General features: G+C 68.5%; 21 protein-coding genes. 10 read left to right on the top strand and 11 right to left on the bottom strand.

What is annotated here, in order from left to right:
* Positions 1–45: 45 nt before the first annotated feature.
* The 5 genes from AMK58_RS09135 to AMK58_RS09115 form a co-directional block, all read right to left on the bottom strand.
* Positions 46–1,620: a SpoIIE family protein phosphatase gene (locus AMK58_RS09135; protein WP_035674068.1), complete on the bottom strand. Its 1,575-nt coding sequence runs from the start codon at positions 1,618–1,620 to the stop codon at positions 46–48.
* Positions 1,617–2,429 (bottom strand): substrate-binding periplasmic protein, encoded by an 813-nt coding sequence (locus tag AMK58_RS09130; RefSeq protein ID WP_035674071.1) that lies wholly within the window; start codon positions 2,427–2,429, stop codon positions 1,617–1,619. The genes AMK58_RS09135 and AMK58_RS09130 overlap by 4 nt, the downstream gene beginning before the upstream one ends.
* Before the next feature lie 108 nt (positions 2,430–2,537).
* On the bottom strand, positions 2,538–4,328 hold the full coding sequence (ftsH, locus tag AMK58_RS09125) for an ATP-dependent zinc metalloprotease FtsH (RefSeq protein WP_035674073.1): 1,791 nt from the start codon (positions 4,326–4,328) through the stop codon (positions 2,538–2,540).
* A 137-nt stretch (positions 4,329–4,465) separates the two neighbouring features.
* Positions 4,466–5,425, bottom strand: a complete 960-nt coding sequence (locus tag AMK58_RS09120; protein WP_035674075.1) for a DnaJ C-terminal domain-containing protein — start codon at positions 5,423–5,425, stop codon at positions 4,466–4,468.
* A gap of 48 nt (positions 5,426–5,473) precedes the next feature.
* Entirely contained in the window at positions 5,474–5,929 is a 456-nt protein-coding gene (locus AMK58_RS09115; protein WP_035674078.1) for an RT0821/Lpp0805 family surface protein, read from the bottom strand.
* 181 nt (positions 5,930–6,110) lie between these two features.
* Here AMK58_RS09115 and pdxH point away from each other — a divergent pair, with 181 nt between their 5' ends.
* The 9 genes from pdxH (at position 6,111) to AMK58_RS09070 (ending at position 15,971) form a co-directional block, all read left to right on the top strand.
* Positions 6,111–6,722 carry a pyridoxamine 5'-phosphate oxidase gene (gene pdxH, locus AMK58_RS09110; protein ID WP_035674080.1) on the top strand — a complete coding sequence of 204 codons (612 nt, stop codon included), beginning with the start codon at positions 6,111–6,113 and terminating at the stop codon, positions 6,720–6,722.
* A 34-nt stretch (positions 6,723–6,756) separates the two neighbouring features.
* Entirely contained in the window at positions 6,757–7,692 is a 936-nt protein-coding gene (locus AMK58_RS09105; protein WP_035674083.1) for a cation diffusion facilitator family transporter, read from the top strand.
* Between the two features lie 162 nt (positions 7,693–7,854).
* Positions 7,855–9,246: a methyl-accepting chemotaxis protein gene (locus AMK58_RS09100; protein ID WP_059398823.1), complete on the top strand. Its 1,392-nt coding sequence runs from the start codon at positions 7,855–7,857 to the stop codon at positions 9,244–9,246.
* A 199-nt stretch (positions 9,247–9,445) separates the two neighbouring features.
* Complete coding sequence (locus AMK58_RS31765) at positions 9,446–10,480, top strand: methyl-accepting chemotaxis protein (RefSeq protein ID WP_079285212.1); 1,035 nt, start codon at positions 9,446–9,448, stop codon at positions 10,478–10,480.
* Positions 10,481–10,579: 99 nt separating this feature from the next.
* Complete coding sequence (locus AMK58_RS09090; RefSeq protein WP_059398822.1) at positions 10,580–10,813, top strand: hypothetical protein; 234 nt, start codon at positions 10,580–10,582, stop codon at positions 10,811–10,813.
* A 204-nt stretch (positions 10,814–11,017) separates the two neighbouring features.
* Positions 11,018–11,842 carry an MBL fold metallo-hydrolase gene (locus AMK58_RS09085; RefSeq protein WP_035674090.1) on the top strand — a complete coding sequence of 275 codons (825 nt, stop codon included), beginning with the start codon at positions 11,018–11,020 and terminating at the stop codon, positions 11,840–11,842.
* An 82-nt stretch (positions 11,843–11,924) separates the two neighbouring features.
* Entirely contained in the window at positions 11,925–13,196 is a 1,272-nt protein-coding gene (locus AMK58_RS09080; RefSeq protein WP_404801053.1) for an SLC13 family permease, read from the top strand.
* A gap of 163 nt (positions 13,197–13,359) precedes the next feature.
* Positions 13,360–14,376, top strand: a complete 1,017-nt coding sequence (locus tag AMK58_RS09075) for a glycosyltransferase (protein ID WP_059398821.1) — start codon at positions 13,360–13,362, stop codon at positions 14,374–14,376.
* 11 nt (positions 14,377–14,387) lie between these two features.
* Positions 14,388–15,971 carry a hypothetical protein gene (locus AMK58_RS09070; RefSeq protein WP_035674155.1) on the top strand — a complete coding sequence of 528 codons (1,584 nt, stop codon included), beginning with the start codon at positions 14,388–14,390 and terminating at the stop codon, positions 15,969–15,971.
* 110 nt (positions 15,972–16,081) lie between these two features.
* On the opposite strand, the gene AMK58_RS09065 is transcribed toward AMK58_RS09070, so the two are convergent.
* From AMK58_RS09065 to AMK58_RS09050, 4 genes are all read right to left on the bottom strand, one after another.
* Positions 16,082–17,263: a CobW family GTP-binding protein gene (locus tag AMK58_RS09065; RefSeq protein WP_035674157.1), complete on the bottom strand. Its 1,182-nt coding sequence runs from the start codon at positions 17,261–17,263 to the stop codon at positions 16,082–16,084.
* A complete protein-coding gene (locus AMK58_RS09060; RefSeq protein WP_035674160.1) occupies positions 17,233–17,739 on the bottom strand; it encodes a Fur family transcriptional regulator in 507 nt (168 codons plus the stop codon). The genes AMK58_RS09065 and AMK58_RS09060 overlap by 31 nt, the downstream gene beginning before the upstream one ends.
* A gap of 121 nt (positions 17,740–17,860) precedes the next feature.
* On the bottom strand, positions 17,861–19,894 hold the full coding sequence (locus AMK58_RS09055) for a PhoX family protein (protein WP_059398820.1): 2,034 nt from the start codon (positions 19,892–19,894) through the stop codon (positions 17,861–17,863).
* A gap of 136 nt (positions 19,895–20,030) precedes the next feature.
* The gene (locus AMK58_RS09050) at positions 20,031–21,488 is read right to left on the bottom strand and encodes a cryptochrome/photolyase family protein (RefSeq protein ID WP_035674163.1); all 1,458 of its coding nucleotides are present in this window, start codon (positions 21,486–21,488) and stop codon (positions 20,031–20,033) included.
* Positions 21,489–21,755: 267 nt separating this feature from the next.
* Between AMK58_RS09050 and AMK58_RS09045 the strand changes: the two genes are divergently transcribed.
* Complete coding sequence (locus AMK58_RS09045; RefSeq protein ID WP_035674166.1) at positions 21,756–22,244, top strand: fasciclin domain-containing protein; 489 nt, start codon at positions 21,756–21,758, stop codon at positions 22,242–22,244.
* 105 nt (positions 22,245–22,349) lie between these two features.
* On the opposite strand, the gene pdeM is transcribed toward AMK58_RS09045, so the two are convergent.
* Positions 22,350–23,033 (bottom strand): ligase-associated DNA damage response endonuclease PdeM, encoded by a 684-nt coding sequence (gene pdeM, locus AMK58_RS09040; protein ID WP_051140252.1) that lies wholly within the window; start codon positions 23,031–23,033, stop codon positions 22,350–22,352.
* A 5-nt stretch (positions 23,034–23,038) separates the two neighbouring features.
* Positions 23,039–25,516 (bottom strand): ligase-associated DNA damage response DEXH box helicase, encoded by a 2,478-nt coding sequence (locus tag AMK58_RS09035; RefSeq protein WP_035674169.1) that lies wholly within the window; start codon positions 25,514–25,516, stop codon positions 23,039–23,041.
* Positions 25,517–25,611 lie beyond the last annotated feature (95 nt).

Here is a 25,611-nt window from a genome sequence, read left to right as displayed (position 1 = left end):
GCGATGGTCCCTTGCTGCACTATTACCCAATCCTCTCAAGGGTAGTTACGCGATTTCCCACAGGGTGTTCCGTGTCGGGGCTGAGGGATCGCCGGCCAGCCGAACGCGGAAGCCGATCATGGTGATGTCGTCGCGCTGCGGACGGTCGCCCTGGAAGCCGGACAGGCTCGCTTCGATGGATTCCTTCTGCCGGTCGAGCGACAGCGCGCTGCATTCCTCGACCACACCGTGCAGCCGGCGCTTGCCGAAGCTCCTCCCGCGCTCCCCACCGCACTGGTCGGTCAACCCGTCGGTGCAGATGTAGAAGGTCTGGTCCGGCCGCAGCTCAAGGCTGTGGTTCGTGAAGGCCGGGGTGGGGCCGGACGCGCGGTAGCCCAGGCTGCGGCGGTCGGCGCGGATCTCGGTCAACCCATCGGGGCCGGCAACGGCCAGGGGCAGGCGGGCGCCGGCATAGACGAGCCGCCGCTGCGCCGGCTGGACGTAGCACAGCGCCAGATCCAACCCGTTGTCGAAGCCACCCTCCCAGCTTGCCGCGTCGCCATCTTGGTGCAGGGCCGCCCGCACCTTGTCGTCCACCGTGGCGAGCAGCGCGGCGGGATCGGCGGCGCCCATGCCGTCCACCACATTGTTCAGCACCGCGCTGGCGGTCATGGTCATGAAGGCGCCGGGAACCCCGTGGCCCGTGCAGTCCGCCACGCCGATGAGGAAGCCGTCCTCGACCTCGCGGTAGTAGTAGAAATCGCCGCTGACCACGTCGCGCGGGCGCCACAGGACGAAATGCTGGGCCAGCCCGCCCTCCAGCACCTCCGGCTTCGGCAGGATCGAGGACTGGATCAACTGGGCGTAGTTGATGCTGTCCATGATGCGGCGGTTGATGTCGGCCAGCGCCTCCGTCCGTTCCTGAACACGGGATTCCAGGGTCTGGGTGTAGTCCTGGACCGTCTCGGCCATGCGGTTGAAAGTCTTGGTCAGGACGCCGATCTCGTCCTCCCGCTCGGTGGCGAGGCGGGCGCCGTAATCGCCGCGGGAGACCGCCTGGGTCGCCTGGGTCAGCCGCCGCAGCGGGCGGAGCACGACGCGGTTCAGCATGACGCTGATGATGGCGATGGCGGTGACCAGGGACAGCAGGAGCAGCCCGACCACCGGCAGCAGCGCCTCCAGCGTGTTGCGATGGACCTCCTCCGTCGAATAGAGCAGGCGCAGCGTCCCCACCTGCCGGGTCACCCCGTCGCGCCCCCGCAGGTCGATGATTTTTTCGATGGTGGTGGAGTCGGCGGAGGTCCTGGGATTGCCGGACACCGCCATCGGCTCGCTGTGCCCCGGCTCGAAGACGGAGACAGCGAGAATGGCCGGGTCGCGCTCGCGCAGCGAATCGATGATGTTGCGGACGGCGCGGTCGTCGATTTCCCAGATCGGGTTGGCCAGCGCGTCCGTCTGCATGGCGGCGACCAACTGCGCCCGCTTGGTCAGCGCCGAGAACTGCTGGTGCTCCACGATGTTGGCCGACACGGCCACGGCGACCACCCCCACGGCGGCAGCAGTGACCAGGATGATGCTGCCGACACGGGTCAGCAGCGAACGGTCGCGCCGACCATCGGCGAGGGCGCGCAACTCGGTCACGGGGCGATTCCCTGCCGGACCCACAGCGCCGGAAGGACGCCGCTGCGCTCCAGCCGGTCGAGCGTGCCGTTGACCCAGCCGATGCCGACCGGGCCGTCGCGGCGGACCAGGATGGTATGCTCGTAGATCTGGTCGGTGCGGTCGGACACCAGGAGGTGCGGCGCCATGTCGGGGTTGGCCTTCAGGAATTGCGCCAGGAAGGAGCGTGTGACGATGGCCAGCGCGGCGCGCCCGGCGGCGACGCTGCGCACGTTGCCCTCATGCGTGACGGTCAGCCGGGTGTTGAAGCGCTTCTCCAGAACCTCCGGGTCGGCGGTCATGCCGGCGAAGGCGTAATGATAGCCGAGCCGTCCCAGGATCGTCTTGTCGTCCAGCCGGTCGAAATAGCCCTGGTCCATGCCTGGGCCGGCCTTGGCGACAAACACCTCCGCGTCGCGCAGGAACACCCGCGACGCCTCCACGGGGCGCCCCTTCCAGCCCCAGGCGAGGCTTTCGAAGGCGATCATGTCGAAGCGGCCCCGCTCCATGTCCTCGTAGCGCCGCTGGGGGGAGGTGCGGACCAGCTCGAATCGGAAGTCGCTCTGCTCCGCGTTCAACAGGTCGAGCAGGGCCTGCGTAACGCCGCCGCCGGACTCGGTGACGTAGGGAGGAAACTCGTAGCCACCGACCTTGACGGTCACCGGAGCGGCCGCGGACTCGGCGGGTGTGGACTCGGCAGTCGCGGCAAAGCCGGACGACGGCAGGCCGCTCGCCGCCCATCCGGCGAGTGCCAAGGCCAGTACCGTCCGGCGGGCAACCGCTTTTGCCATCCTCAGCCCCGATGCTGATCGCACTGTGCGAAAAATCTACGGCATTTTACCAATGTATGCGCGTATGCGGCAATGTTTGTCGTTGAATGTGAACGAGAAATTTCGCCATCAGGCCGCCTCCGTTTCCCGTTCTTCCTCCGCAAGCGCGCCGATCTCCTCGCCGCTCAGCGTCTCGCGCTCCAGCAGGGCGGCGGTGATCCGCTCCAGCGCGGCGCGGTCGGCGACCAGGATGCGGCGGGCGCGCTCCATCCCCTCGTCGGTGATGCGGCGCACCTCCTCGTCGATGCGCCAGGCGGTGCGCTCCGAGCGCACGACGGCGGGATCGTTGCCGGCGTGGGCGACATAGCCGATGGCGTCGCTCATCCCCCAGGCGGTGACCATGCGGCGGGCGAGGTCCGTGGCGGCGCGGAAATCGGCCTCCGCCCCGGTGGTGACGGCGTCCGGGCCGAAGACCAGATCCTCGGCCGCCCGCCCGGCCATGGCGACGGCGATGTCGGCCAGCAGCTTGGCGCGCGACACCGACACGCGGTCGCCCTCCGGCAGCCGCACCACCATGCCCAGCGCGCGGCCGCGCGGGATGATGGTGGCCTTGTGGATGGGGTCAGCCTCCGGGCAGCGGATGGAGACCAGCGCGTGACCGGCCTCGTGATAGGCGGTCAGGCGCCGCTCGTGGCTGGAGAGGGCGAGACTGCGCCGCTCGTTGCCCATCAGGACACGGTCCTTCGCCGCCTCGAAATCGGCCATGCCGACGATGACGCGCCCGTTGCGCGCGGCGGACAGGGCGGCCTCGTTGGTCAGGTTGGCCAGCTCGGCGCCGGAGAAGCCGGGCGTGCCCCGCGCCACCGTGCGGACGCAGACGTCGGGGGCGAGGTGCAGCCGGCCGGTGTGGACACCGAGGATGGCCTCGCGCCCGGCGACGTCGGGCAGCGCGACATGGATGTGGCGGTCGAAGCGGCCCGGCCGGGTCACGGCGGGGTCCAGCATCTCCGCGCGGTTGGTCGCGGCGATCACCACCACCTCGCCGCCGCCCACGCCGCCGTTCACGATGCCGTCCATCTCGACCAGGAGCTGGTTCAGGGTCTGCTCCCGCTCCGAATGGGAATTGGATTCGCCGCGCTTGCCGGCCAGGGCGTCGACCTCGTCGATGAAGAGCAGGCAGGGGGCGGCGGCCCGCGCCGTCTTGAAGACGCTGCGCACCCGCGCGGCACCCAGCCCGACGAACATTTCCACGAAGTCGGAACCGGAGACGGTGAAGAAGGGCACCCCGGCCTCGCCGGCCGCGGCCTTCGCCAGCATCGTCTTGCCGGTGCCCGGCGGGCCGACCAGCAGGATGCCCTTGGGCACGCGGGCGCCGGCCATGGCGAAGCGGCGCGGGTCGCGCAGGAACTCAACGGTTTCGCGAAGCTCGTCCTTCGCCTCGTCCACGCCGGCGACGTCGGCGAAGACGGTGCCGGTGTCGCGCGGGCGGACGCGGGTGGCGCGGCTGCCGCCGAGGAACTGCCCACCGCTGAGCAGCAGCGCGCCGATCAGCAGGCCGATCACCAGGAAGGGGGCCAGCTTCTCCAGGACGGAAACGGTGCCGGAGACCAGTCCGCCGGCCTCCTCCTCGAAGGCGATGGCGATCTTCCGCCCGCGCAATTCCTTCAGCAGGTCGTCAGTGACCGGAACGACGGCGCGCAGCCGCTGGCCGTCCGGCGTGACGGCGTGCGCCCCGTCACCGCGGAAGGTGACCGAGGCGATGTCCCCCCGTTCGGCCGCCGCCACCAAGTCGCTGTAGGTCGCGACCTCCTCGGCGCCGTCGCGCGCGTAGTCGGTCCAGGCCGCGAAGGCGAACCAGCCAAGCAGAAGCGCAGCAACAACGGCGGCGGCGGTCAGGTACTTTTTCGGGATCGGCGGCATGGCGTCCTACGAAGGCGGTGAAAACCGTTTCCGGCACATCACCATCATTGATGAAGGCGCCACCGCCCCGCATCAACCGCATTCGGTCCAGGACTTTTCTTTGACCCAAAAGTAAGGAGAGGGTTAACGGCCCGGAGTCACTCCAGGCCGGCCTTCTTGCGCACGTCATAACTGCGCGTCCGCGACCATTCCTCCATGAACTTGACCAGCTCCGCGTCGGGCGGGTCGGGGAGGACGACCTTCAGCTTCACATACTGGTCGCCGGCCTGCTTGGTCGCCTGGTTCATCACGCCCTTGCCGCGCAGCCGCAGGGTGGAGCCGGTGTTGGCACCCGGCTGGACCTTCAGCGCGACCGGACCGCTGACGGTCGGCACGCGGATGGTGGCGCCGAGAACGGCCTCGTTCAGGGTGATCGGCACCTCGACATGGATGTCGGAGCCCTGGCGGGTGAAGAAGGGGTGCGCCTCGACATGGACCTCGACGATGGCGTCCCCGGCCCCGAAGCCGCCGGCACCGGGAAGCCCCTGGCCCTTCAGCCGCAGCTTGGCCTGATCCTCCGTCCCCGGCGGGACGGCGACGTCGATGCTCTTGCCGTTGGACAGGCTGATGCGCCGCTTGGTGCCCTGCGCCGCCTCGATGAAGGGCACGGAGACCGAATAATTGATGTCGCTGCCGCGCGACCGGGAGCCGCCGGAGGTCCCACTCCCAGCGCCGCCACCCGTCCCGCCGCGCTTGCGCCCGCCGCTGAACAGGTCCGAGAACCAGTCCTCGCCGCCGAAAAAGGAGTCGTCGCCGGTACCGCCGCCGGCCCCGCTGTAGGCGCGGCTGCGTCCGGCGTTGGCGCGGGAGCGGCCACCGAAGCCATGGTGCCGCTCCTGGCCGGAGGAGTCGATCTCGCCGCGGTCGAAGCGGGCGCGCTTGTCGGAATCCGACAGCAGCGTGTAGGCCGCTGAGATTTCCTTGAAGCGCTCCTCGTTCGAGGCGTTGCCGGGCTTCAGGTCGGGGTGAAACTCCTTGGCGAGCTTACGGTACGCCTTCTTGATGTCGTCGGCGCTCGCGGAGCGGGGGAGGCCGAGGATTTGATAAGGGTCACGCATGCTTTCCACAGACAGAGTTATTCCACCCCGAAGCCCGGGGATGCGGCGTTACGAATTGGCGACGATCTTCCACGTACCGTCGGCCTGTTTGCAAGCGGTTCCGTAGGCCAATTCGGTCTGGCTCTTTGTGGTTACCGTTTGGTGGAACTCACGGCAATACTGACCGGCGTTGTTGTAGCCCTCACGCGTCGTGGTCAGCGAGCCGTAATGGCCCGTCGCCGGGTTGGTCCAGCCGATCTTGTCGCCGACCGGGGCGGCGTAGGCGCGCTTGGCCGCGGTCTCGGCGGCCGCCGCGTCCGACGGCTGGATCGCCGCGCCGCCGATGAAGGCACCCAGCAGCGGGCCGGTGCCCGAGGACGCGACCTTGCCCGAGGCGTTGCCATAGGTCGACGAGATTCGGCCGCCGACGGTTTCCGCGTTCTTGGTGGCTTCCTGAGAGGTGCTGACGCAACCCGCAAGCAGGGCGATCGCCATCGCCGCCGGGACGAGCTTCTTCACGAACATCGATGCTGCCTCGAAAGGTTGGGAGCCGGCATGCCTTGCTTCTGGCGCACCGGTGGACACTCATATATGCGAGGCTATCCTATCTGTGAATTGGGCATATTTGTGAACTGGGAAGACGCCGGGAACGGCGCCGAAACCCAACGTTGAAACTATGGGCCTACGGCCGCGCGACGAGGGGACAATGAGCGAATCCAACGACCGGGACCCGTACGCCCTGTTTCAGGATTGGATGGACGAGGCCACCCGCAGCGAGATCAACGATCCCAACGCCATGGCACTGGCCACCGCGGATGCGCAGGGCGCGCCGTCGGTGCGCATGGTGCTTCTGAAGGGTGTCGATCCGCGCGGATTCGTCTTCTACACCAACACGGAAAGCCGTAAGGGCGAGCAGCTTCTGGCCAACGCCAACGCCGCTCTGTGCTTTCATTGGAAGACGCTGAAGCGCCAGGTCCGCGTCGAGGGCGCGGTGGAACAGGTGTCCGACTCCGAGGCGGACGCCTATTTCGAAAGCCGCCCGCGGGAGAGCCGCATCGGTGCCTGGGCGTCGCAGCAGTCGCGCCCCCTGGAGGGCCGGTTTGAGTTGGAGAAGCGGGTCGCGCAGTTCGCCGCCAAGTTCGGCCTGGGCGCCGTTCCCCGCCCGCCGCACTGGACCGGCTTCCGCATCCTGCCACGGCGAATTGAGTTCTGGCAGGACCGCCCCTTCCGCCTGCACGAGCGGATTTTGTATCTGCGCGAGGGCGACCCGGCGGCGCAGGAGCCGGCGCGCTGGACGACGGAACGTCTTTTCCCGTAAAGGACCGGTGTCGTCATCGCATAAGAAGACGCTCATGAGCGAAGCGCGTTTGCACCGGCTGCGCCGGTACGCCACCTACGCCAGCGTGTCGGTGTCCCTCACGCTGATCCTGGCGAAGCTGGCGGCCTATTTGGCGACCGACTCGGTCAGCATCCTGTCGTCGCTGATCGATTCCAGCACGGACATGATGGCCTCGGTGGTGACGCTGCTGGGGGTGCGGACGGCGTTGCGCCCGCCGGACGAGGCGCACCGCTTCGGCCACGGCAAGGCGGAGGCGCTGGCCGCGCTGGCCCAAGCCGCCTTCATCGGCGGCTCCGCCCTCTTCCTGACCATCGAGGCGGTGCGCCGTCTCATCACCCCGCAGCCGGTGGGCGAGGGGGCGGTGGGCATCGCCGTGATGCTGCTGTCGATCCTGCTGACCGCCGGCCTGATCACCTTCCAGCGCCATGTGGTGACGGCCACCGGCTCGGTCGCGGTGGGGGCGGACCGGCTGCATTATTCCGGTGACCTGCTGATGAACGCCGCGGTCATCCTGGCGATCCTGCTGACCGGATGGACGGGCATCAGCGCCTTTGACCCGCTGTTCGGTCTGGGCATCGCCGCCTTCCTGCTCTACGGCGCCCGCAAGGTCGCCCGGGAGGCGCTGAATGTCCTGATGGACCGCGAACTGCCGGCGGAGGAGCGGGAGCGCATCGCGGCGCTGGTGATGGCGCAACCGGACGTCGCGGGGATGCACGATCTGCGCACCCGCAGCTCCGGCATCGGCGCCTTCATCGAACTGCACTTGGAACTCGACCCCTTGCTGTCGGTCGCCAGGGCGCACGATATCACCGACCGGGTGGAGGCCAGCCTGCGGGAGGCCTTCCCAGGCGCCGAGGTGCTGATCCACCAGGAGCCCGCTGGTTTGCAGGACGAGAGGCTGGATCACCGCATCGCGGATGGACGCGTCGGCGAGGACGGTGCGGGTTGACGCTTTCTCCGCCTTCGGTTGCGAGCGGGTTACCGGCGCGCAATAATTGAGCATATTGCCCTTTAGAATGACCCTTCCTCCGTTGCGCAATTGTAAGGGTTCGGTAATAATTGCATTGGATTTTAGCGCTCTGCGCATTCTTGTGAAACGGATGGCGGGAAAATGGACAGTGCGATCGGCGGCCGCTCTCATCTGATCGCGGACATTGCCACCGAAGCGGGCAATCTCGGCATCGAGATCGCGGACATCGCGGGCCATGTGGAGGAGGTCAACGGCCGCCTCGGCCATCAGGCCAACGTCTTCGCGCAGTTGCGCGGCACCGGGAACAAGATGTCGGAGAGCACGCAACGCATCTCCGCCGCCGCGACCGTGGCGCGTTCCGTGACCGAGCAGGCCCGGCAGGAAGTCGAATCCTCCCATGATCGGGTGCAACGCTCGATGGACGACATCCATGCCCTCGTCGCCGCGGTGGGGGGCATCGAGGGGCAGATCGCCGGCCTTCAGGAGGCGCTGGACCGCGTTGGCCGGGTCGCCAAGGAAATCTTCGTCATTGCCAAGCAGACCAACCTGCTGGCGCTCAACGCGACCATTGAGGCGGCCCGTGCCGGCGAGGCCGGGCGCGGCTTTGCCGTAGTGGCGAACGAGGTGAAGGCCCTTTCCAAGAAAACCAGCGAGGCGACGACGGAGATCGACGCCACGCTGAAATACCTCAACGACCAGGCGCAGCGCCTGATGGCCGAAAGCGCGGCCAGCGCCGGCAAGGCCCGCGCGGTGAGCGAGGGCACCACCGCCATCGGCGCCGTCATCGAGACCGTCGGGCGCGCCATGTCGGAGCTGAACGGCGAGACCGACAAGATCGACGCGGCCTCCTCCGAGATCGGCGCCAACTGCGACGAGCTTCAGCACGAGATCGACGACCTCGCGGTCGGCGTGCAGCTGTCCAGCGACAATCTGGCCCAGGCGCGCGACCGCGTGAACACGCTGGTCGGGATGAGCGAACGGCTGATCGGCATCACCGCCGAACTGGACGTGGAGACGGTGGACACGCCCTTCATCCGCATGGTCTCCGACGCCGCGTCGCGCATCTCCGCCGATTTCGAGGACGCGCTGGCGCGCGGCGAGGTGCGGGAAGGCGACCTGTTCGACAGCAATTACCAGCCCATCCCCGGTTCCAACCCGCAGCAGCACATGACCCGCTTCACGGAGTTCTGCGACCGCATGCTGCCGAGGGTGCTCGATTCGCTGCTGGGGCAAAGTGAACGCATCGTCTTTTGCGTGGCCGTCGATTCCAACGGTTATCTGCCGACCCACAACCGAAGGTTCAGTCAACCGCAAGGGGCTGACCCGACATGGAACGCGGCCAACTGCCGCAACCGCCGCATCTTCAACGACCGCGTCGGTCTGGCCGCCGGGCGCAGCACGAAGCCGTTCCTGCTTCAGACCTACCGGCGCGACATGGGGGGCGGCCAGTACGCCCTGATGAAGGACGTGTCCGCTCCGATCACCGTACGCGGACGCCATTGGGGTGGCCTGCGTCTGGCCTACAAGGTCTGACCCGTCCCGTATTCGCATACCGGGGGATGACATTGCGCCGCAGGGGGCGGCGCAATTCCGGTTGGCATTCCGTGTTGCGGATTTGTGATTGCGTGGATTCAATGCCGCTCGGGTGGGTTGCGGATGATTGAACCAGCCGACGAGTGGCTGTTCGGTCGTCCTTGGGGGTCGTCACCGATAATCCTTGGAGGTGATGTTCATGCCCGAGCGTATCGTGGCGTTGTCGCGCGCCGTGTCCGATCTTGCCACGCGCAAGATGGATGAGATCCAGGCCGTTACGAACACGACCAAGATCCTGGCGCTCAACGCTTTGATCGAGGCGATGCGTGCCGGGGAGGCCGGGCGCGGCTTCGCCGTGGTGGCCCAGGAGGTGAAGGCCATCTCTGAGCGGATCACCGGCATTGGCGGGGAACTGCGCGCCCAGATGGCGGTGCAGACCGACGAGTTGAACACGCTTGGCAACCGTTTGGTTTCGCAGTTGCGCGGCGGACGCCTTGCCGATCTGGCGCTCAACATGATCGACATCATGGATCGCAATTTGTACGAGCGGTCCTGCGATGTACGATGGTGGGCCACCGACAGTGCCATGGTGGATTGCGCCGCCGATCCGTCGGAGGCCAACCGGCGCCACGCGGCGCAGCGGCTGGGCGTCATCCTGGGCGCCTACACGGTCTATCTCGACCTCTGGGTCATCGATGCCAGGGGCGTGGTTCTGGCGAACGGACGGCCCGATCGCTACCGCCGCGCCGTGGGCGGCTCGGTCGCGTCCGAGTCCTGGTTCCGCGAGGCGATGGCGACCCGCAGCGGTACCGAGTTCGCGGTGGCCGACATCGGCACCAGCGATCTTCTGGAGCGCGCGACCGTCGCCACCTACGCCACGGCCATCCGGGCCGGCGGCGAGGAGAGCGGCCCCGTCATCGGCGTGTTGGGGGTTTTCTTCGACTGGCAGAAGCAATCCCAGAGCGTGGTCGACTCCGTTCGCCTGACCGACGAGGAGCGTTCCCGGAGCCGCTGTCTTCTGGTGGACAGCCGCCACCGTGTGATCGCCGCCTCCGACCGCAGGGGTGTCCTGACGGAAAGCTTTCCCTTGCGCACCGGCGGCCACGGTCACGGCAGCTATTCCGACGAGCAGAGGCGCGTGGTGGGTTTCGCCGTGACTCCCGGCTATGAAACCTACAACGGACTTGGTTGGTTCGGTGTGATCGTTCAGGATTCGGTCGGCTCTTGCGAATAGACGTGTCGTATTGCAGCAATTCGATTCTTTTGAACAGCCCGCCTGAAATGTTGGCGAAACACCCCTGTGGTGCAGTTGAACCACGGAAAGGTGCTTCGCATGCAGGCTCTCAGGCAGATCGTGACCGTACCGGAACAGGAAGACGACCTCGTCGCGGAGGCGATCCGCGACGTGCTTGTGGCGGACGTCATCGATCAGGCCACCAAAGACCGGCTGGTGGATGGGCTGACCGTTCTGAAAGCCGGGCTGGCCTGTCCCGACACGGGCTGCACCGGCTGCTATCATCGCCGGTCCTGTGAGCGTTTTATCGAAAGCATCCTGTGGACCAGTTGACGATCCTGTGGCTGACCCAGGAGCATCGTCCTGGTCCAATCCGGAAGGGGGCGGGCTCCCTCTTTGGAACCGGCGGGGCTGTGACGGTCGTCACCGCGTAAACCGAAAACCATGCTAAAATGCCGTCTTAACGGTCCCCGCCCGGCAGGCTCGGCCAAGCTCGGCGCTGCGCGGTGGTCCGGAGATCGGTATCTCGAGGGCGGCATGGGCTTTTCGGTGACCTTCTGGGGGGTTCGGGGCACGGTCCCTTGCCCGCTGCCCTCCCATATGGGCTTCGGCGGCAACACGAGCTGCGTGGAGGTCCAGGCGGGTGACCAGCGCATCGTCATCGACGCCGGCACCGGCATCCGCATGCTCGGCAAGCGCCTGCTGAAGGAGAGCGCCACCGAGGCGACCCTGCTGATGAGCCACACCCATCTGGACCACATCTGCGGCTTTCCCTTCTTCGCCCCGGCCTACAGCAAGGGCTTTCACCTGCGCATCGTCTCCGGTCATCTGAAGGGCAATCCGGGCATCGAAGCGACCATGGCGCGGCAGATGGAGCGTCCTCTGTTCCCGGTGCCGATGCGCACCATGGGAAGCAACATCGTTTTCGACGAGATCACGGCGGGGGACCGTTTCGCGCTGGGCGAGGGGGTTCAGGTCCGCACGGCGCTGTTGAACCATCCGGACGGCGCCACCGGCTACCGCATCGAGCATCTGGGCAAGTCCTTCGCCTACGTGACCGACACGGAGCATGTGCCCGGCCATCCCGACCGCAACATTCTCGACCTGATCGACGGCGCCGACCTCGTGCTCTACGACAGCACCTACACGGACGAGGAGTGGCAGAACCGCATCGGCTGGGGGCACTCGACCTGGACCGAGGGCGTGCGGCTGGCGCAGGCGGCGGGGGTCAAGCAACTGGTGCTGTTCCACCACGACCCCGACCATGACGACGCCGTCATGACCGCCATCGAGGCGGCGGCCCAGGCGGTGTTTCCGGACTGCTTCGCCGCGCGGGAAGGGATGACGGTCACGCTGGCCTGACCTCGGCTTGGCGCCTCTGGCCTGACCCGGTGCCGGACCGTTATAGAGGGGCCTCCTCCACCCCGCAGCGAATCCCCCATCCATGCCCGCTTTTTCCCTGACCGTCCCCCCCATGACGCTGACGGTCGTCGCGCTGTTCGTCATCACGTATGTCGGCATGGCGCTGGGGCGCTTTCCCGGCCTGCGCATCGACCGCACCGGCATTGCGCTGGTCGCGGCGATCCTGCTGCTCGCCATCGGGGCGTTGGAATCGGGGCAAGTGACGGAGGCCATCGACTTCCCGACCCTGTTCATCCTGTTCGGGCTGATGGTGCTGTCCGCCCAGTATGCGGCCAGCGGCTTCTATGATTGGTGCGCCCTGCGCGTGGCGCAGGCGGCGCGCTCCCCGGCGCGGTTGCTGGCGGTGACGGTGGCGGTGGGCGGCGGGCTGTCGGCGATCCTCGCCAACGACGTGGTGGTCTTCGCCATGACGCCGATGCTCTGCGTTGGCCTGCTGGCCCGCCGGCTGGACCCGCGGCCCTACCTGATCGGTCTGGCCGGAGCGGCGAACGCCGGCTCGGCGGCGACGGTGATCGGCAACCCGCAGAACATCCTGATCGGGCAGATGGGCCATCTGGACTTCTGGCGCTTCCTGGCGGTCTGCGGGGTGCCGGCGCTGGTCGGCCTCGTGGTGGTGTACGTCGTGGTGTGGCTCGCCTGGCGGGGCCGCTTCGGCGAACCGGAAGACCATACGACCGGGGAGGGCGGGGCCGAGCCGGTGACGCTCGACCGGGCGCAACTCGGCAAGGCGGTGGTGGCCACCCTCGTGCTTCTCGGCCTGTTCACCACCGACCTGCCGCACGAGATCGGCGTGCTGCTGGTCGCCGGGGCGATGCTGATCAGCCGGCGGCTGGCCTCGCGCGGCATGCTGGGCATGGTGGACTGGCATCTGCTGGTGCTCTTTGCCGCGCTGTTCGCCATCAACCATGCGCTGAAGCTGACCGGCCTGCCTGCCGAGTTCGTGTCGGGGCTGGAGGCCGCCGGCTGGCTGCCCGACCGGCTGGCGGTGATGACCCCGCTCGCGCTCGCGGCCAGCAACAGCATCGGCAACGTGCCGGCGGTGATCCTGCTGCTCGCCGCCTGGCCGTCGCCGCCGGAAGGGGCGCTCTACGGGCTGGCGATCCTGTCCACGCTGGCCGGGAACCTGCTGATCCCCGGCAGCCTCGCCAACATCATCGTGGTGGAGCGGGCGGCGGCCTCCGGCGTCCGGCTCGGCTTTGTGGAGCACGCCCGTTGCGGCATCCCGATGACCCTTTTGTCGATGGGATTCGCCGTTTTGTGGTTGTGGGGCACCGGCTGGATGCGTCTGAGCTGATTTTTCTCCTTATGGGCTATGCGAATGGTGCCGCCCCTCTCCGTCCGGGGCATTGCCCTCTCTTCGCAAAGCAAAAAACTTGGGGTGGCCTCTTCGAGGCATGCCCCGAGGCAGAGAGCCCGAAGCTCAGACGCCCAAAGCTCAGACGAAGGACGGAAACCGCATGTCAGAAGCCCAGACGCCCCGGACGCTGGACACCGGAGCCCAGGAGCGGCCTCGGGAAACGCCCTGGGAGACGCCGGTCGTCGCGGTGGTGGTGACCCACAACCGTCTGGCCCTGCTGAAGACCTGTCTGGCGGCCATCCATGGGCAGGAGCCGCGGCCCGACCGCATCGTCGTGGTGGACAACGGCTCCAGCGACGGCACCGCGGAATGGCTGGCCGAGCAGCGGGTGGTGATGCCGGAGCTTCTGGTGGTCCGGCAGGCCAACATCGGCTCCGCCGGCGCCTACCACACCGCCTTCGCCACGGCGCTGGAGCTGGGCGCCCGCTGGATCTGGAGCACCGACGACGACGGCATTCCGGCGCCCGGCGCGCTCGCCGAGCTGCTGCGCCAGGGCGAGCGGCACGACCTCGACCTCGTCGGGCCGACCGTGGTCGCGGCGGAGGATCGCGGCGATCTGGCCTTCACCATGCAGGGCTTCACCAAAGCCGACGCCTTCACCGCCGCGGCGCAGGACGGCATCGTGCCCGGCACCATCGCGCTGTTCAACGGGACCCTGCTGCGCCGCCGCGTGTTCGAGCGGATCGGCAACATCAAGCGCGAGATGTTCATTTGGGGCGACGAGTGGGAGTTCACGCTGCGCGCCCGCCGGGCCGGGCTGCGCGACGGGACGGCGGTGCACGCTCTGCACGTTCACCCGCGCAACCGCCGCACCCAGCGCCCGCTGGCCGGCGGTTTCCTGGGTACGGTGGAGGAGATGCCGGAAAACCGCGCTCCCTATTTCTTCCGCAACATGGGCTACATCCATGCCACCTACGAGCGCAAGTCCATCGCCCGCATGATGGTCAAATACACGCTCTATTACCTCCTGCACCGGCGCGCCGACGTGAAGGGGCTGCGCGGCTTCTGGACCCATTACCGGGCCGGCTTGCAGAACCGCTATCCGCAGGACCTGCAGGCGTCCCCCACGGCCGCGGCGCCCGCCGTTCCGCCCCAGTCCTATCCGAAAAGCGTCTGAAGGGGGGCCGCATGTTCAGGGATTTCACCCTCGACGGGCGGGCGGCGTCGCGCGCCGAGTCCGTGTATGTCTGGCCTGCTGCCCTGCTGATCCTGGTGGCGGCTTCGATCCCCGTCTGGATGTTCGAGATTCCGGCGTTGGGCGACTACGTCAACCACGTCACCCGCATGTACGCCCTGGCCCATCTGGACCAGGACCCGGCGCTGGCGCAATTCTACATGGTGCGCTGGGCGATCATTCCCAATCTGGTGATGGACATCGTCGTGCCGCCGCTGGCCAAGCTGATCGGCGTGCACACGGCGAGCCGGCTGTTCGTCACCGCCAGCTATCTGGTGCTGGTCACCGGCTCCATCGCGCTCTACCGCGCGGTGTGGGGGCGGGTGGAACTGGGGCCGCTGGCCGCCGGGCTGTTCCTCTACACGTTGTCCACCTACATGGGCCTGTTCAATTACCTGTTCGGGCTGGGGTTGGCGCTGTGGGGAATCGCCGGCTGGATTGTCATGCGGGAGCGCGCGCCCTGGCAGCGCGGGCTGGCCTCGCTCGGCGTCGTGCTGCTGCTGTTCATCTCGCACCTGTTCGCGCTCGGACTCTACGGGCTGACGCTGCTGGCCTTTGAGGGCTGGCGGTTGTGGCAAAGCGGCGGCTGGCGCGAGCCGCGACGGGCGCTGCCGGACGCGCTGGCTTTCGGTCTGCCCTTCCTGATCGTGCCGCCGCTGCTGCTGATGAGCCCGTCGTCGGGCTTCGCCGACGCGGTGCTGTGGGTCGGCACGGCGAAGCTGATGGGCTTCGACTTCCTGTTCGGCGGCTACGCCGACACGGTCGGCTATGTGACGGGGATCGCCGTCGGGCTGGGCATCGCCTGGGGGCTGTGGAGCGGGGCGCTGCGGCTGCATCCGGTCGGTGCCATCACCATCGCGCTGGGGCTGGTGGTCTATGCGGCGATGCCGCTGGTCCTGTTCGGCTCCTGGTTCGCCGACAGCCGCCTGCCCATCGGCATCGCCTTCGTCGCGCTGGGCTTCGTGCGCTGGGAACTGGCGACCTCGGCCATGCGGGCGGGCTTCCTCGCGGTGGTGGTCGCGCTGTCGCTGCTGCGCAGCGCCGACGCCGGGGTGGGGCTGGCCAAGGTGGACCCGCTGCTGGAGGAGGTGCGCCAGTCCCTGCAGCGGATCGAGCCGGGCAGCACGGTGCTTGCCACTTACGCCGACGAGACGCTGCACAAGTCGATCTTCCGCGCCACCCAGTTCACCGACGACCGCGCCCTGTCCTTCGGCCTGCACCACGCGCCGGTGCTGGCGCTGATGGAGCGCTCCAGCCTCGTGCCGATCGCCTTCACCCATCCCGGCAAGCAGGTGCTGTTGCTGAAGCCGGACTATGCCGACCTGGACGGCGATTTCACCTACATGCCGCGCATCGGCTACGTCGCCGACGCGGTGCGCCAGCCGGGCTTGCGCGACAACCATTACTGGGCCGACTGGCCCCGGCGCTTCGGCTACGTCTACGTGCTGTTCAGCGAGCCGGGCCGCGCCAACCCGGTGCCGGAGCATCTGACGCTGGTGCAGGAGGGACGTTATTTCCAGCTTTACAAGGTGAAGTGAGGCGGCTGTGATGCCCCCTCCCTAACCCTCCCCCGCTTTGCAGGGGAGGGGACTGTTTCTCCCTCCCCTGCGGAAGCGGGGGAGGGCCGGGGTGGGGGCAATGACGTCCCTCAGGCCGCCCCTTCCGCCCCCCAGACGAACTGGTCGAACATCGGCTGGATCACCGATTCGCCAATGTCGCGGGTGATGAAGACGATCTTGGAGCGGTGATCCTCGCCGGGCCATTCCTGAAGCTGGACCGGCGGGTGGAACATGTGCTGCACGCCGTGGACGACGACCGGCAGCGGACTTTCCTTCACGTTCAGCAGCCCCTTGATGCGCAGCAGGTTCTCCCCGCCGGTGGCGATCAGGGCCTCCATGAAGTCGACGAAGTTGTTCCACGGGATCGGCTCGTCCACCACCATGCAGAAGGCGCGGATGTGGTCGTCGTGCCGGTTGGTGTCGTGGTGATGGTGGTCGTGACCGCAGTCGGGACCGCAGGCGTCGCCGTGCCCGTGGTCATGGTGATGGTGGTCGTGACCGTGATCATGGTCGTGCCCATGATGATGTTTGGCCTGCTCGTCGCGGTACGCCTCCTCGCGGAGCCAGCGCGCCACGTCGGGGCTCTTGGTGTCGGGGTTGTAGAGGCCGGCGTCGAACAGCTGCTTGGGGTCCACCTCGCCGAAGGCGGCGGGGATCTGCGGCGCCGCCGGGTTGATGGCCGACAGGCGCTGGCACAGGGCGAGCGTCGTGTGCGGCGTGGCCAGATCGGTCTTGGTCAGCACGATGCGGTCGGCGACGGCGGCCTGCTTGACGCTCTCCGGCTGGCGGTCAAGCTGGCTGGCGCCGTGCACCGCGTCCACCGTGCTGATGACCCCGTCCAGGCGGAAGCGGGCGGCCAGCAGCGGGTCGCTCATCAGCGTGTGGATGATCGGGGCCGGGTCGGCGAGGCCGGTGGTCTCCACCACCACCCGGTCGAACTCCGGGATGTCGCCGCGCACGCGCTTCAGGAACAGGTCGCGCAGCGTGTCGACGAGGTCGCCGCGGATGGTGCAGCACAGGCAGCCGCTGTCCATCAGCACCATGTTCTCCGACGCCTTGGCGACCAGCAGATGGTCGAGCCCGACCTCGCCGAACTCGTTGATGACCACGGCGGTGCGGGCCATGCCGGGGTGGTGCAGGAGCCGTTGCAGCAGCGTGGTCTTGCCGCTGCCGAGGAAGCCGGTCAGCACCGAGACGGGCAGGCGGGGCGCCGGTTGGGCGGCAGGGGTGGGAGCGGCGGTCACGGGGTCTTCTCCTGGCAGTCGGTGCATGTGCCGCGCACCTCGACGGTGGGGCGGCTGACCTGGAAACCATGTTCGGTGGCGATGGTGCCGATGGCGGCGCGGATGCGCGGGTCGTCGATCTCCACGGCGTTGCCGCAGGTCTCGCACACCAGGAACTGCCCGGAATGGACGGCCCCCGGCGCGGCGCAGCCGATGTAGGCGTTCAGCGACTCGATGCGGTGGACCAGCCCGTGCTCCACCAGGAACTCCAGCGCGCGGTAGACGGTCAGCGGGGCGGTGGCCTTGCCCTCGCGCTGGCTGAGGTCCTCCAGGATGGCGTAGGCGCCGCGCGGCTTGTGGCTGTTCCAGACCAGCTCCAGCACCTGCCGGCGGAGCGCGGTCAGCCGGGCGCCGCGCTCCGCGCACAGGGCGTCGGCGCGTGTCAGCGCGTCGGCGATGCAATGCGCGTGGTCGTGCCCGTGGCGGGAGGCCGGGCCGGCGGTGGAATGGGGATCGGTGGTCATGGCGTTATCTTATTACATCGCCGGACACCGACACCAGACAAAGAAGAAGGGCGGCCCCGGACGCGGGAGCCGCCCTTTCAGGCGTGTCGCTGGATTATGGGACGATCGATCATGCGTCCGGTCAGAGACCGATCACACCGCCGTCCTTCTTGGTGATGGCGACCACCGACGGGCGCGGCGGCATGTTGGGCTTGAAGTCGGGCCAGCGGGTCGCCGGGTCCTCGAAGGAGGAAAGCTTGCCCTTGAAGCCTTCCCACTGATCGACGCCGTCGGTGGCCGGGTGCTGCACGGCGACGAACAGGGTCTTGTCGTCGGTGGTGAAGCAGGGGCCGCACATCTCGGCGCCCACCGGCACGCGGTAGAACATCTTGGACAGGCCGCGCAGGTTGCCCTCGGTTTCCACGGCCCAGACGCCGTCGGCGGTACCGGACGCCTTCTTCCAGTTCTCGCCCTGGTCGGTGGTGATCCACAGGCGGCCGCGGTGGTCCACCGCCGCGTTGTCGGGGCAGGAGAACCAGCCGTTGGCCGAGGTGTCGGCGTGGAACTGCGCGCCGACCGTCCCGTCCGCCGGGTTGCCGCCGCGCACCAGGATCGTCCATTCCGCCTTGGTCGCGGCGTGGTTGCCGTTGTCCGGCAGGATCTCGACGATGTGGCCCCAGTTGTTCTCGGCGCGCGGGTTGGTCGCGTCCACCTGCTCCGGCTTGCGGCGGGAGTTGTTGGTGAGGATGACGTAGACCTTGCCGGTCACCGCGTTGACCTCGATGTCCTCCGGGCGGTCCATCTTGGTGGCGCCCAGCGCGTCGGCGGCGAGGCGGGCGTTGATCAGGACGGTGGCCTGGTCGGGGAAGCCCTTCTCGGCCGTCAGCGGGCCCTGGCCGTGGACCAGCGGCAGCCATTCGACCGAGGCGTCGGCCTTGAACTTCGCCACGTAGAGCGTCCCGGTCTCCAGGATGTCCATGTTGGCGGCGCGGTTCCTTGGATCGAACTTCTTCGCCGCGACGAACTTGTAGACATAGTCGAAGCGCTCGTCGTCGCCGGTGTAGGCGACCACGGTGCCGTCCTTGCCGAGCGCGATCTGGCAGGCCTCATGCTTGAAGCGGCCGAGCGCCGTGCGCTTCTTCGGGGTCGAGGTCGGGTCGTAGGGGTCGATCTCGACGATCCAGCCGAAGCGGTTGGACTCGTTCGGCTCCTTGGCGATGTCGAAGCGGTCGTGGTGGACGCCCCAGTTGTACCATTCGCCGGGGAAGCCGTAGCGCTTCAGCACCTTGGCGTTCGGGTTGGTGTCCTCGACCTTGCCCCAGAAATAGCCGTTGAAGTTCTCTTCCGCCGACAGCCAGGTGCCCCAGGGCGTCATGCCGCCGGAGCAGTTGTTCAGCATGCCGCGGACCATGGTGCCGGTCGGGTCGTAGCTGGTCTTCATCAGGGCGTGGCCGGCGGCCGGGCCGGTGATGGCGCAAGCCGTCTCGCCGGTGATGCGGCGGTTGTAGCGGGAGTCCGCCACCGTCACCCACTTGCCCCTGACCTTGCGGATCTCGACGACGGTGCCGCCGTGGGCGGCCATCTCGATGTCCACCAGCGCCTTGGTCATGCGGGCGAACTTGTCCTTCTGCTGCTCCACGCCGACGCCGGGGAACATGACCTCCTCGTCGGTGTATTCGTGGTTCACGCAGAGCAGGGCGCGGTCCGGCGACCGCGAGCCGAGCGGCAGCGGGGCGTAGCCGACGAAGTCGTTGTTGTAGCCGAACTGCTTCGACTGCGCCTCGGCGGTCTGGTTCATCGGGTCGAAGGCCGGCGCGCCGGGCACCACCGGGTCGCCCCAGCGGATCAGGATGTCGGCGTTGTAGCCGGATGCCACGTGATGGTCGGCGTCCACGCCGTGCGCCACTTCCTGGAAGGAGAAGCTGGCCTTGGCCGGGCGCGGGGCGCCGGTCACGGCGGCCTCGGCCCCGCGGGTCGGGGAGAGCAGGGCGGCCGGGCCGATCAGGGCGCTGACCGCGGCCCCGCTCAGCATGCCGCGCATCATGTCGCGGCGGCCGAGGCGGGCGTTGATGACGTCGCCCATGGTCGGGTTTTCGGACGGGTTGGAGCCGATGTCCTCGCGGCCCTCGAAGGTCAGATACTTGGTGCCCTTCTGGGGCAGGTCATGCGTGTCCATCGGTGTGCCTCGTCTCTTTCCGCAAATTTATTTGGGGTTGGGCGGGCGCACCTTACCGGGGGCCTGTGACGGTTTCTTTGCACTCCCATGAAGGCGGAATGAAAACACACGGCCGGGTTTCACGGCTCCGCGCCGATCAATCGCCGGCTTTCTTGATCTCCTGGAAGGCGGCCAGCGCGCGGTCACGGGCGGTGCCGTGGTCGACGATCGGCCGCGGGTAGTCCTTGCCGAGTTTGACCCCCGCCTGCCGCAGCGCCTCGTCCGGCGCCTCCCACGGCTTGTGGATCCAGCGGTTGGGCAGCTTTTCCAGTTCCGGCACGTAGCGTCGGACATAGTTGCCCTCCGGGTCGAACTTTTCGCCCTGGAGGATCGGGTTGAAGACGCGGAAGAAGGGGGCGGCGTCGGCGCCGCAGCCGGCCACCCATTGCCAGTTGCCGGCGTTGTTGGCGATGTCGGCGTCGACCAGCGTGTCCCAGAACCAGGCCTCGCCCTCCTGCCAGGGGATCAGCAGGTCCTTGATGAGGAAGGAGCCGACGATCATGCGCACGCGGTTGTGCATCCAGCCGGTCTGCCAGAGCTGCCGCATGCCGGCGTCCACGATGGGGTAGCCGGTGCGCCCGCGCTGCCACGCGCGCAGGCCCGCCTTGTCGGTCCGCCAGGGGAAACGGGCGAAGCGCGCGTCCAGCGGCGTGTCCGGAATGCCCGGCTCCTCGCGCAGAAGATGGTGGTTGAACTCCCGCCAGCCGAGTTCCCGCAGGAAGGCTTCGGCGCCGGCGGCCAGTTCATGCCGCTGGTCGGCGGCGTGGCGGGTGGCGTGCCAGATCTGCCGCGGCCCGATCTCCCCGAAGGCGAGGTGCGGCGACATCGCGGAGGTCCCGTCATGGTCCGGGCGGTCGCGCTCCGCCGGATAGGCGGCGACCGGACCGTCCAGGAAATCGGCCAGACGCTCGCGCGCCGCCTCCTCGCCGGGCTCCCAGCGTTCGCGCAGGCCGCCGGCCCAGTCCGGCGCGGTGGGCAGCAGGCCCCAGTCCTTCAGCGACTCGCTGGACACCGGCTTGGCCGGCGGCGTCAGCTTGCCCGGCGCGTGGGTGGGGTGGGGCGGTTCCGGCATGGACAGCAGGGCCTTCCAGAAAGGCGTGAACACCCGGAAGGGCGTGTCCGACTTGGTGCGAATGCTCCCCGGCTCAAAGAGCAGAGCGGCGTTGTGGGGGTGCACCGTCACCCCGCGGGCGCTCAGCCGCTCGCCCACCCGGCGATCGCGGGCGATGGCGGTGGGGCCGGCGCGGCGGTTGCACAGCACGGTGTCGGCGCCGGTCTCTTCCGCCAGCGCCGCCAGAACGGCGGCGGGGTCGCCGCTGCGCAGCACCAGGGGCGAACCGAGCTTGGCCAGCGCCTTGCCCAGCCGCTCCAAACTGCCGTGCAGCCACCAGCGGGAGGCGGCGCCGGGAAGCCAGGGATCGTGGGCGTCCTTCTCGCGGATGTAGACCGGGATGACCGGCGCCCCATCCTCCGCCGCGGCGCTGAGCGCCGGGTTGTCGGCAAGGCGAAGATCGTTGCGGAACCAGACGAGGATGGGGGATTGATCGGTCGTCATCGGCCAACTTTAAGGAAATGGACAGAAGAACGGGCATGCCAAAACGCCGCAGCCAATGACCACGGTCAATGGCTCTTGCTACGCGGTGCCGATTGCTCCGGATCACCACGGCGGCAAAAATTTTTCCTGGGGAAATCCTATTGACCGCGATTTCCGCGCCGCTATTTCCGCCTTCGCTGCCACGACGTGGAGCCGGAGGCACGGCGGCCGACGGCGCCGGTTCCACGGTCGGGGGAGGAACGAGACGCCATCAACGGAGGAAACCACATGTCCCGCCTGTCACGCCTGCTGACCGCCGCCACCGTCGCCCTGCCGCTGTCCCTCGCCGCCATATCCGCGAAGGCGGCGGACATCGTGGACACCGCCGTCGCGGCGGGCCAGTTCAAGACGCTGGTTCAGGCCGTCCAGGCCGCCGGGCTCGCGGACACGCTGAAGGGCAACGGTCCCTTCACCGTCTTCGCCCCGACCGACGAGGCCTTCGCCAAGCTGCCGGCCGGCACCGTCGAAAATCTTTTGAAACCGGAGAACCGCGAGAAGCTCCGCTCCGTACTCACCTATCATGTGGTGTCCGGCAAGGTGACTTCGGCCGATATCGCCGGCAAGACGGCATCGCCGAAGACCGTGCAGGGCACCACCGTGGACATCGACGCGACGAAGGGCGGCGTGATGGTGGACAACGCGAAGGTCGTGAAGCCCGACATCATGGCGTCCAACGGCGTCATCCACGTGATCGATACGGTCATGATGCCGAACTGACGTTCTGCTTTTTCATCGAGGTCCCTCCTGCCGGACGTCTCACCGCCGGTTCCGGCAGGACCACTCGCCCGGAGAGTTCCCCCGACTCTCCGGGCTTTTTCTTTTTTACGCTTTGTCGGGAGAGAGGCGGCTGCGCGGGAAGCGGTGGACCTTGCCGCGGGCCAGCAGATGCACCTCGAACCGCGCCGCCAGCAGGCCGGACACCGCCGGGTCCAGCACGTTCAGCCCGCCCGCGAAGGCCCCGAAGGCCGGCAGGATCAGCTTTCCCCCGTCGAAGGCGAAGCAGCGCTCCCGCACCCGCCGGCCCGGCACCACGACGGCGGCCACCGGGTGCAGATGCCCCGACAATTCGCCCACCGCGCCGGGCACCGCCTCGTGCCGGAAGGTCAGCGGGCCGAGCGCCAGCTCGTCCAGGATTCGCCCGCCGAACCCCTCCGGCGGTTCCGGATCGTGGTTGCCGGTGACCCACAGCCAGTCCGCCACCCGTCCGGTCAGGTCGCGCAGCCGCGCCACGTCCCCCGCCTCCATGCGGCTCGCCGCCCGGCGGTCGTGGAAGCTGTCGCCGAGGCAGATCACCCGCTCCGGGGCCAACCGCTCCACCAGATCCGCCAACCGTCCGAGCGTCGCCCGCGTGTCGTAGGGCGGCAGCATCCGCCCGCGCGCCGCGAAGGCGGAGCCCTTTTCCAGATGCAGGTCGGCGACCACCAGCGTCCGCTCCGCCGGCCAGACCAGCGCGCCGGAGGCATCGGGGGCCAGGGCGGCGCCCCGCAGGGTCATCGTCGTGTCCATGTCCCTCACAACGTCAAGCGGCCTTGGCTGTCACCGTCGGACCCCAGCTCCGGCATCGCCTCGGCCACCAGATCGGCGGCGGCCTGCTCCAGAAGCTCGTCGGTGGCGGAGCCGTCCACCCGTTCCCGCCCGATCTCCAGGATGACCGGCACGGCGAGGGGGGAGATGCGGTCGAGGTCCTTGTGGGTGATGCGACCCTTCACCCGGATCAGGAAATCCGACAGGCGCCGCACGTCGGTCAGCCCGCCCGCCGCGTCGGCGCGGGTGGCGCGCAGCAGCACATGGCCGGGGTCGTGCTTGCGCAGCACGTCGTAGATCAGGTCGGAGGAGAAGGTGACCTGCCGTCCCGACTTCTCCTGCCCGGGATGGCGGCGGTCGATGACCCCGGTGATCAGCGCCACGTTGCGGAAGGTCCGGCGCAGCATCGAGGACTCGTCCATCCAGGCTTCCAGATCGTCGCCCAGCATGTCCTGGTCGAACAGCCCGTCCATGTCCCCATTGGAGTTGGTCGGCGTGCGCAGCGACCACACCGCCAGCACATAATCGGTGGCGACGAAGCCGAGCGGGCCGCAGCCCATCCGCTCCATCCGCCGGGTCAGCAGCATCCCCAGGGTCTGGTGCGCGTTCCGCCCCTCGAAGGCGTAGACGACGAGGAAGCGCTTGCCCGCCTTGGGGAAGCTCTCCACCAGCAGCCCGTCGCGCGCCGGCAGGACGGAGCGCCAGCGCTGGAGCCTCAGCCATTCCTGCACATCCTCCGGTAGGCCGGACCACTGCGCCGGGTCGGCCAGCATGGCGCGCACCCGGTCGGCCAGGGCGGTGGTCAGCGGCAGCCGCCCGCCGGCGTAGGCCGGAACCTTCGGCTCCCCGCTGCCGCCCTTGGCGACCTGCGCCTCCATCTCGCGGATGCCGAGGAACTTCAGCAGCTGACCGGCGAAGACAAAGGTGTCGCCGGGGGTAAGTCCCTGGATGAAATGCTCCTCCACCTCGCCCAGCACCGGGCCGCGGCTCAGGCGCACGCGCAGCATGGCCTCCTGCGTGATGGTCCCGACGTTCATGCGGTACTGCCGCGCCACCGCCGGCCCGGCCACCGCCATGCGCCCGTCCTCGCGCAGCTTCAAGCGATGGAAGCGCTCGTAGTTGCCGAGCGCGTAGCCGCCGGTCGCCACGAAGTCCAGCACGTCGTCGAACTCGTCCCGCGCCAGCCCGGCGTAGGGCGCCGCGCAGACCACCTCGTCGTACAGGTCGTCGGGGCGGTAGGGCTCGGCGCAGGCCATGCCGAGCATGTGCTGGGCGAGCACGTCCAGCCCGCCGGGGCGGGGCCGCTCGCCGTCCAAGCTCATGGCCGCCACGGCGTCCAGGGCGGCGCGGCATTCCAGCACCTCGAACCGGTTGGCGGGGACGAGCAGGGCGCGGCTCGGCTCGTCCAGCCGGTGGTTGGCGCGGCCGATGCGCTGGACCAGCCGGCTCGCCCCCTTCGGCGCGCCGATCTGCACCACCAGATCGACCGCCGCCCAGTCGATGCCGAGGTCGAGCGAGGAGGTCGCCACCACCGCCCGCAGCTTGCCCGCCGCCATGGCGGCCTCGACCTTGCGCCGCTGCTCCGCCGCCAGCGAGCCGTGATGGAGCGCGATGGGCAGGCTGTCGTCGTTGCGGCGCCAGAGTTCCTGGAAGACCAGCTCCGCCTGGGCGCGGGTGTTGACGAAGACCAGTGTCGTGCGGTGGGCGCGGATGCGCTGGTACACCTCCTTCAGCGCGTGCATGGCCATGCGGCCGGACCAGGGGAGCCGCTCGCGCGTCGTCAGGATCTCCACCTCGGCGGAGGCGCCGGCCCGCCCGGTGACCAGCCGCACGTCGCCGCCGTCCGCCTGCCCGGTCTTGGACAGCCAAGCGAGCAGCTGCGCCGGCTCCGCCACGGTGGCCGACAGCCCGACCCGTCGGGCCTGCGGCGCCAGCCGGGACAGCCGCGCCAGCCCCAGGGCCAGCAGATCGCCGCGCTTGGTCCCGGCCAGAGCGTGCAACTCGTCGATGATGACGCAGCGCAGGTGCCGGAAGATCGTCGCCGCGTCGGCGTAGGCGATCATCAGCGCCAGACTTTCCGGCGTGGTCATCAGGATGTGCGGCGGGTTGGCCCGCTGCCGCCGCCGTTTGGATTCTGGCGTGTCGCCGGTGCGCGTCTCGGTGCGGATGGGCAGCCGCATCTCGGCGACGGGCTCCTCCAGATTGCGCTGGATGTCCACCGCGAGCGCCTTCAGCGGCGAGATGTAGAGGGTGTGCAGCCCCTCGCGCGGGCGCTCCGCCAGATCGATCAGAGAAGGCAGGAAGCCGGCCAGCGTCTTGCCGCCGCCGGTCGGCGCGATCAGCAGGGCGCTGTCCCCGGCCGCCGCCGCCTCGACCATGGCGAGCTGGTGCGGGTGCGGCTCCCAGCCCCGCGACCGGAACCAGCCCTGGACGTTGGCGGGGAGGAGGGGGATAGGGAGGGGCATGGAGGGAGCTCGTCAAGGATGGCTATAGCTAAGAGCGCGATCAAAGCTGATTTAAATCCAAGGAAAATCAGAATACTTAACCTGAAAAACTGTGT

Origin of the sequence: Azospirillum brasilense, assembly GCF_001315015.1 — a bacterium.
Classification (GTDB): Bacteria; Pseudomonadota; Alphaproteobacteria; order Azospirillales; family Azospirillaceae; genus Azospirillum; species Azospirillum brasilense.
The sequence above is the reverse complement of the archived record's forward strand: the minus strand, read 5'-3'. Positions and strand labels throughout refer to the sequence as shown.

Bases quoted from the DNA above. Each gene is read 5' to 3' on its own strand.
- AMK58_RS09130 (WP_035674071.1), bottom strand. From the start codon at position 2,429: ATGGCAAAAGCGGTTGCCCGCCGGACGGTACTGGCCTTGGCACTCGCC.
- ftsH (WP_035674073.1), bottom strand. From the start codon at position 4,328: ATGCCGCCGATCCCGAAAAAGTACCTGACCGCCGCCGCCGTTGTTGCT.
- AMK58_RS09120 (WP_035674075.1), bottom strand. From the start codon at position 5,425: ATGCGTGACCCTTATCAAATCCTCGGCCTCCCCCGCTCCGCGAGCGCC.
- AMK58_RS09115 (WP_035674078.1), bottom strand. From the start codon at position 5,929: ATGTTCGTGAAGAAGCTCGTCCCGGCGGCGATGGCGATCGCCCTGCTT.
- pdxH (WP_035674080.1), top strand. From the start codon at position 6,111: ATGAGCGAATCCAACGACCGGGACCCGTACGCCCTGTTTCAGGATTGG.
- AMK58_RS09105 (WP_035674083.1), top strand. From the start codon at position 6,757: ATGAGCGAAGCGCGTTTGCACCGGCTGCGCCGGTACGCCACCTACGCC.
- AMK58_RS09100 (WP_059398823.1), top strand. From the start codon at position 7,855: ATGGACAGTGCGATCGGCGGCCGCTCTCATCTGATCGCGGACATTGCC.
- AMK58_RS31765 (WP_079285212.1), top strand. From the start codon at position 9,446: ATGCCCGAGCGTATCGTGGCGTTGTCGCGCGCCGTGTCCGATCTTGCC.
- AMK58_RS09090 (WP_059398822.1), top strand. From the start codon at position 10,580: ATGCAGGCTCTCAGGCAGATCGTGACCGTACCGGAACAGGAAGACGAC.
- AMK58_RS09085 (WP_035674090.1), top strand. From the start codon at position 11,018: ATGGGCTTTTCGGTGACCTTCTGGGGGGTTCGGGGCACGGTCCCTTGC.
- AMK58_RS09080 (WP_404801053.1), top strand. From the start codon at position 11,925: ATGCCCGCTTTTTCCCTGACCGTCCCCCCCATGACGCTGACGGTCGTC.
- AMK58_RS09075 (WP_059398821.1), top strand. From the start codon at position 13,360: ATGTCAGAAGCCCAGACGCCCCGGACGCTGGACACCGGAGCCCAGGAG.
- AMK58_RS09070 (WP_035674155.1), top strand. From the start codon at position 14,388: ATGTTCAGGGATTTCACCCTCGACGGGCGGGCGGCGTCGCGCGCCGAG.
- AMK58_RS09065 (WP_035674157.1), bottom strand. From the start codon at position 17,263: ATGCACCGACTGCCAGGAGAAGACCCCGTGACCGCCGCTCCCACCCCT.
- AMK58_RS09060 (WP_035674160.1), bottom strand. From the start codon at position 17,739: ATGACCACCGATCCCCATTCCACCGCCGGCCCGGCCTCCCGCCACGGG.
- AMK58_RS09055 (WP_059398820.1), bottom strand. From the start codon at position 19,894: ATGGACACGCATGACCTGCCCCAGAAGGGCACCAAGTATCTGACCTTC.
- AMK58_RS09050 (WP_035674163.1), bottom strand. From the start codon at position 21,488: ATGACGACCGATCAATCCCCCATCCTCGTCTGGTTCCGCAACGATCTT.
- AMK58_RS09045 (WP_035674166.1), top strand. From the start codon at position 21,756: ATGTCCCGCCTGTCACGCCTGCTGACCGCCGCCACCGTCGCCCTGCCG.
- pdeM (WP_051140252.1), bottom strand. From the start codon at position 23,033: ATGGACACGACGATGACCCTGCGGGGCGCCGCCCTGGCCCCCGATGCC.
- AMK58_RS09035 (WP_035674169.1), bottom strand. From the start codon at position 25,516: ATGCCCCTCCCTATCCCCCTCCTCCCCGCCAACGTCCAGGGCTGGTTC.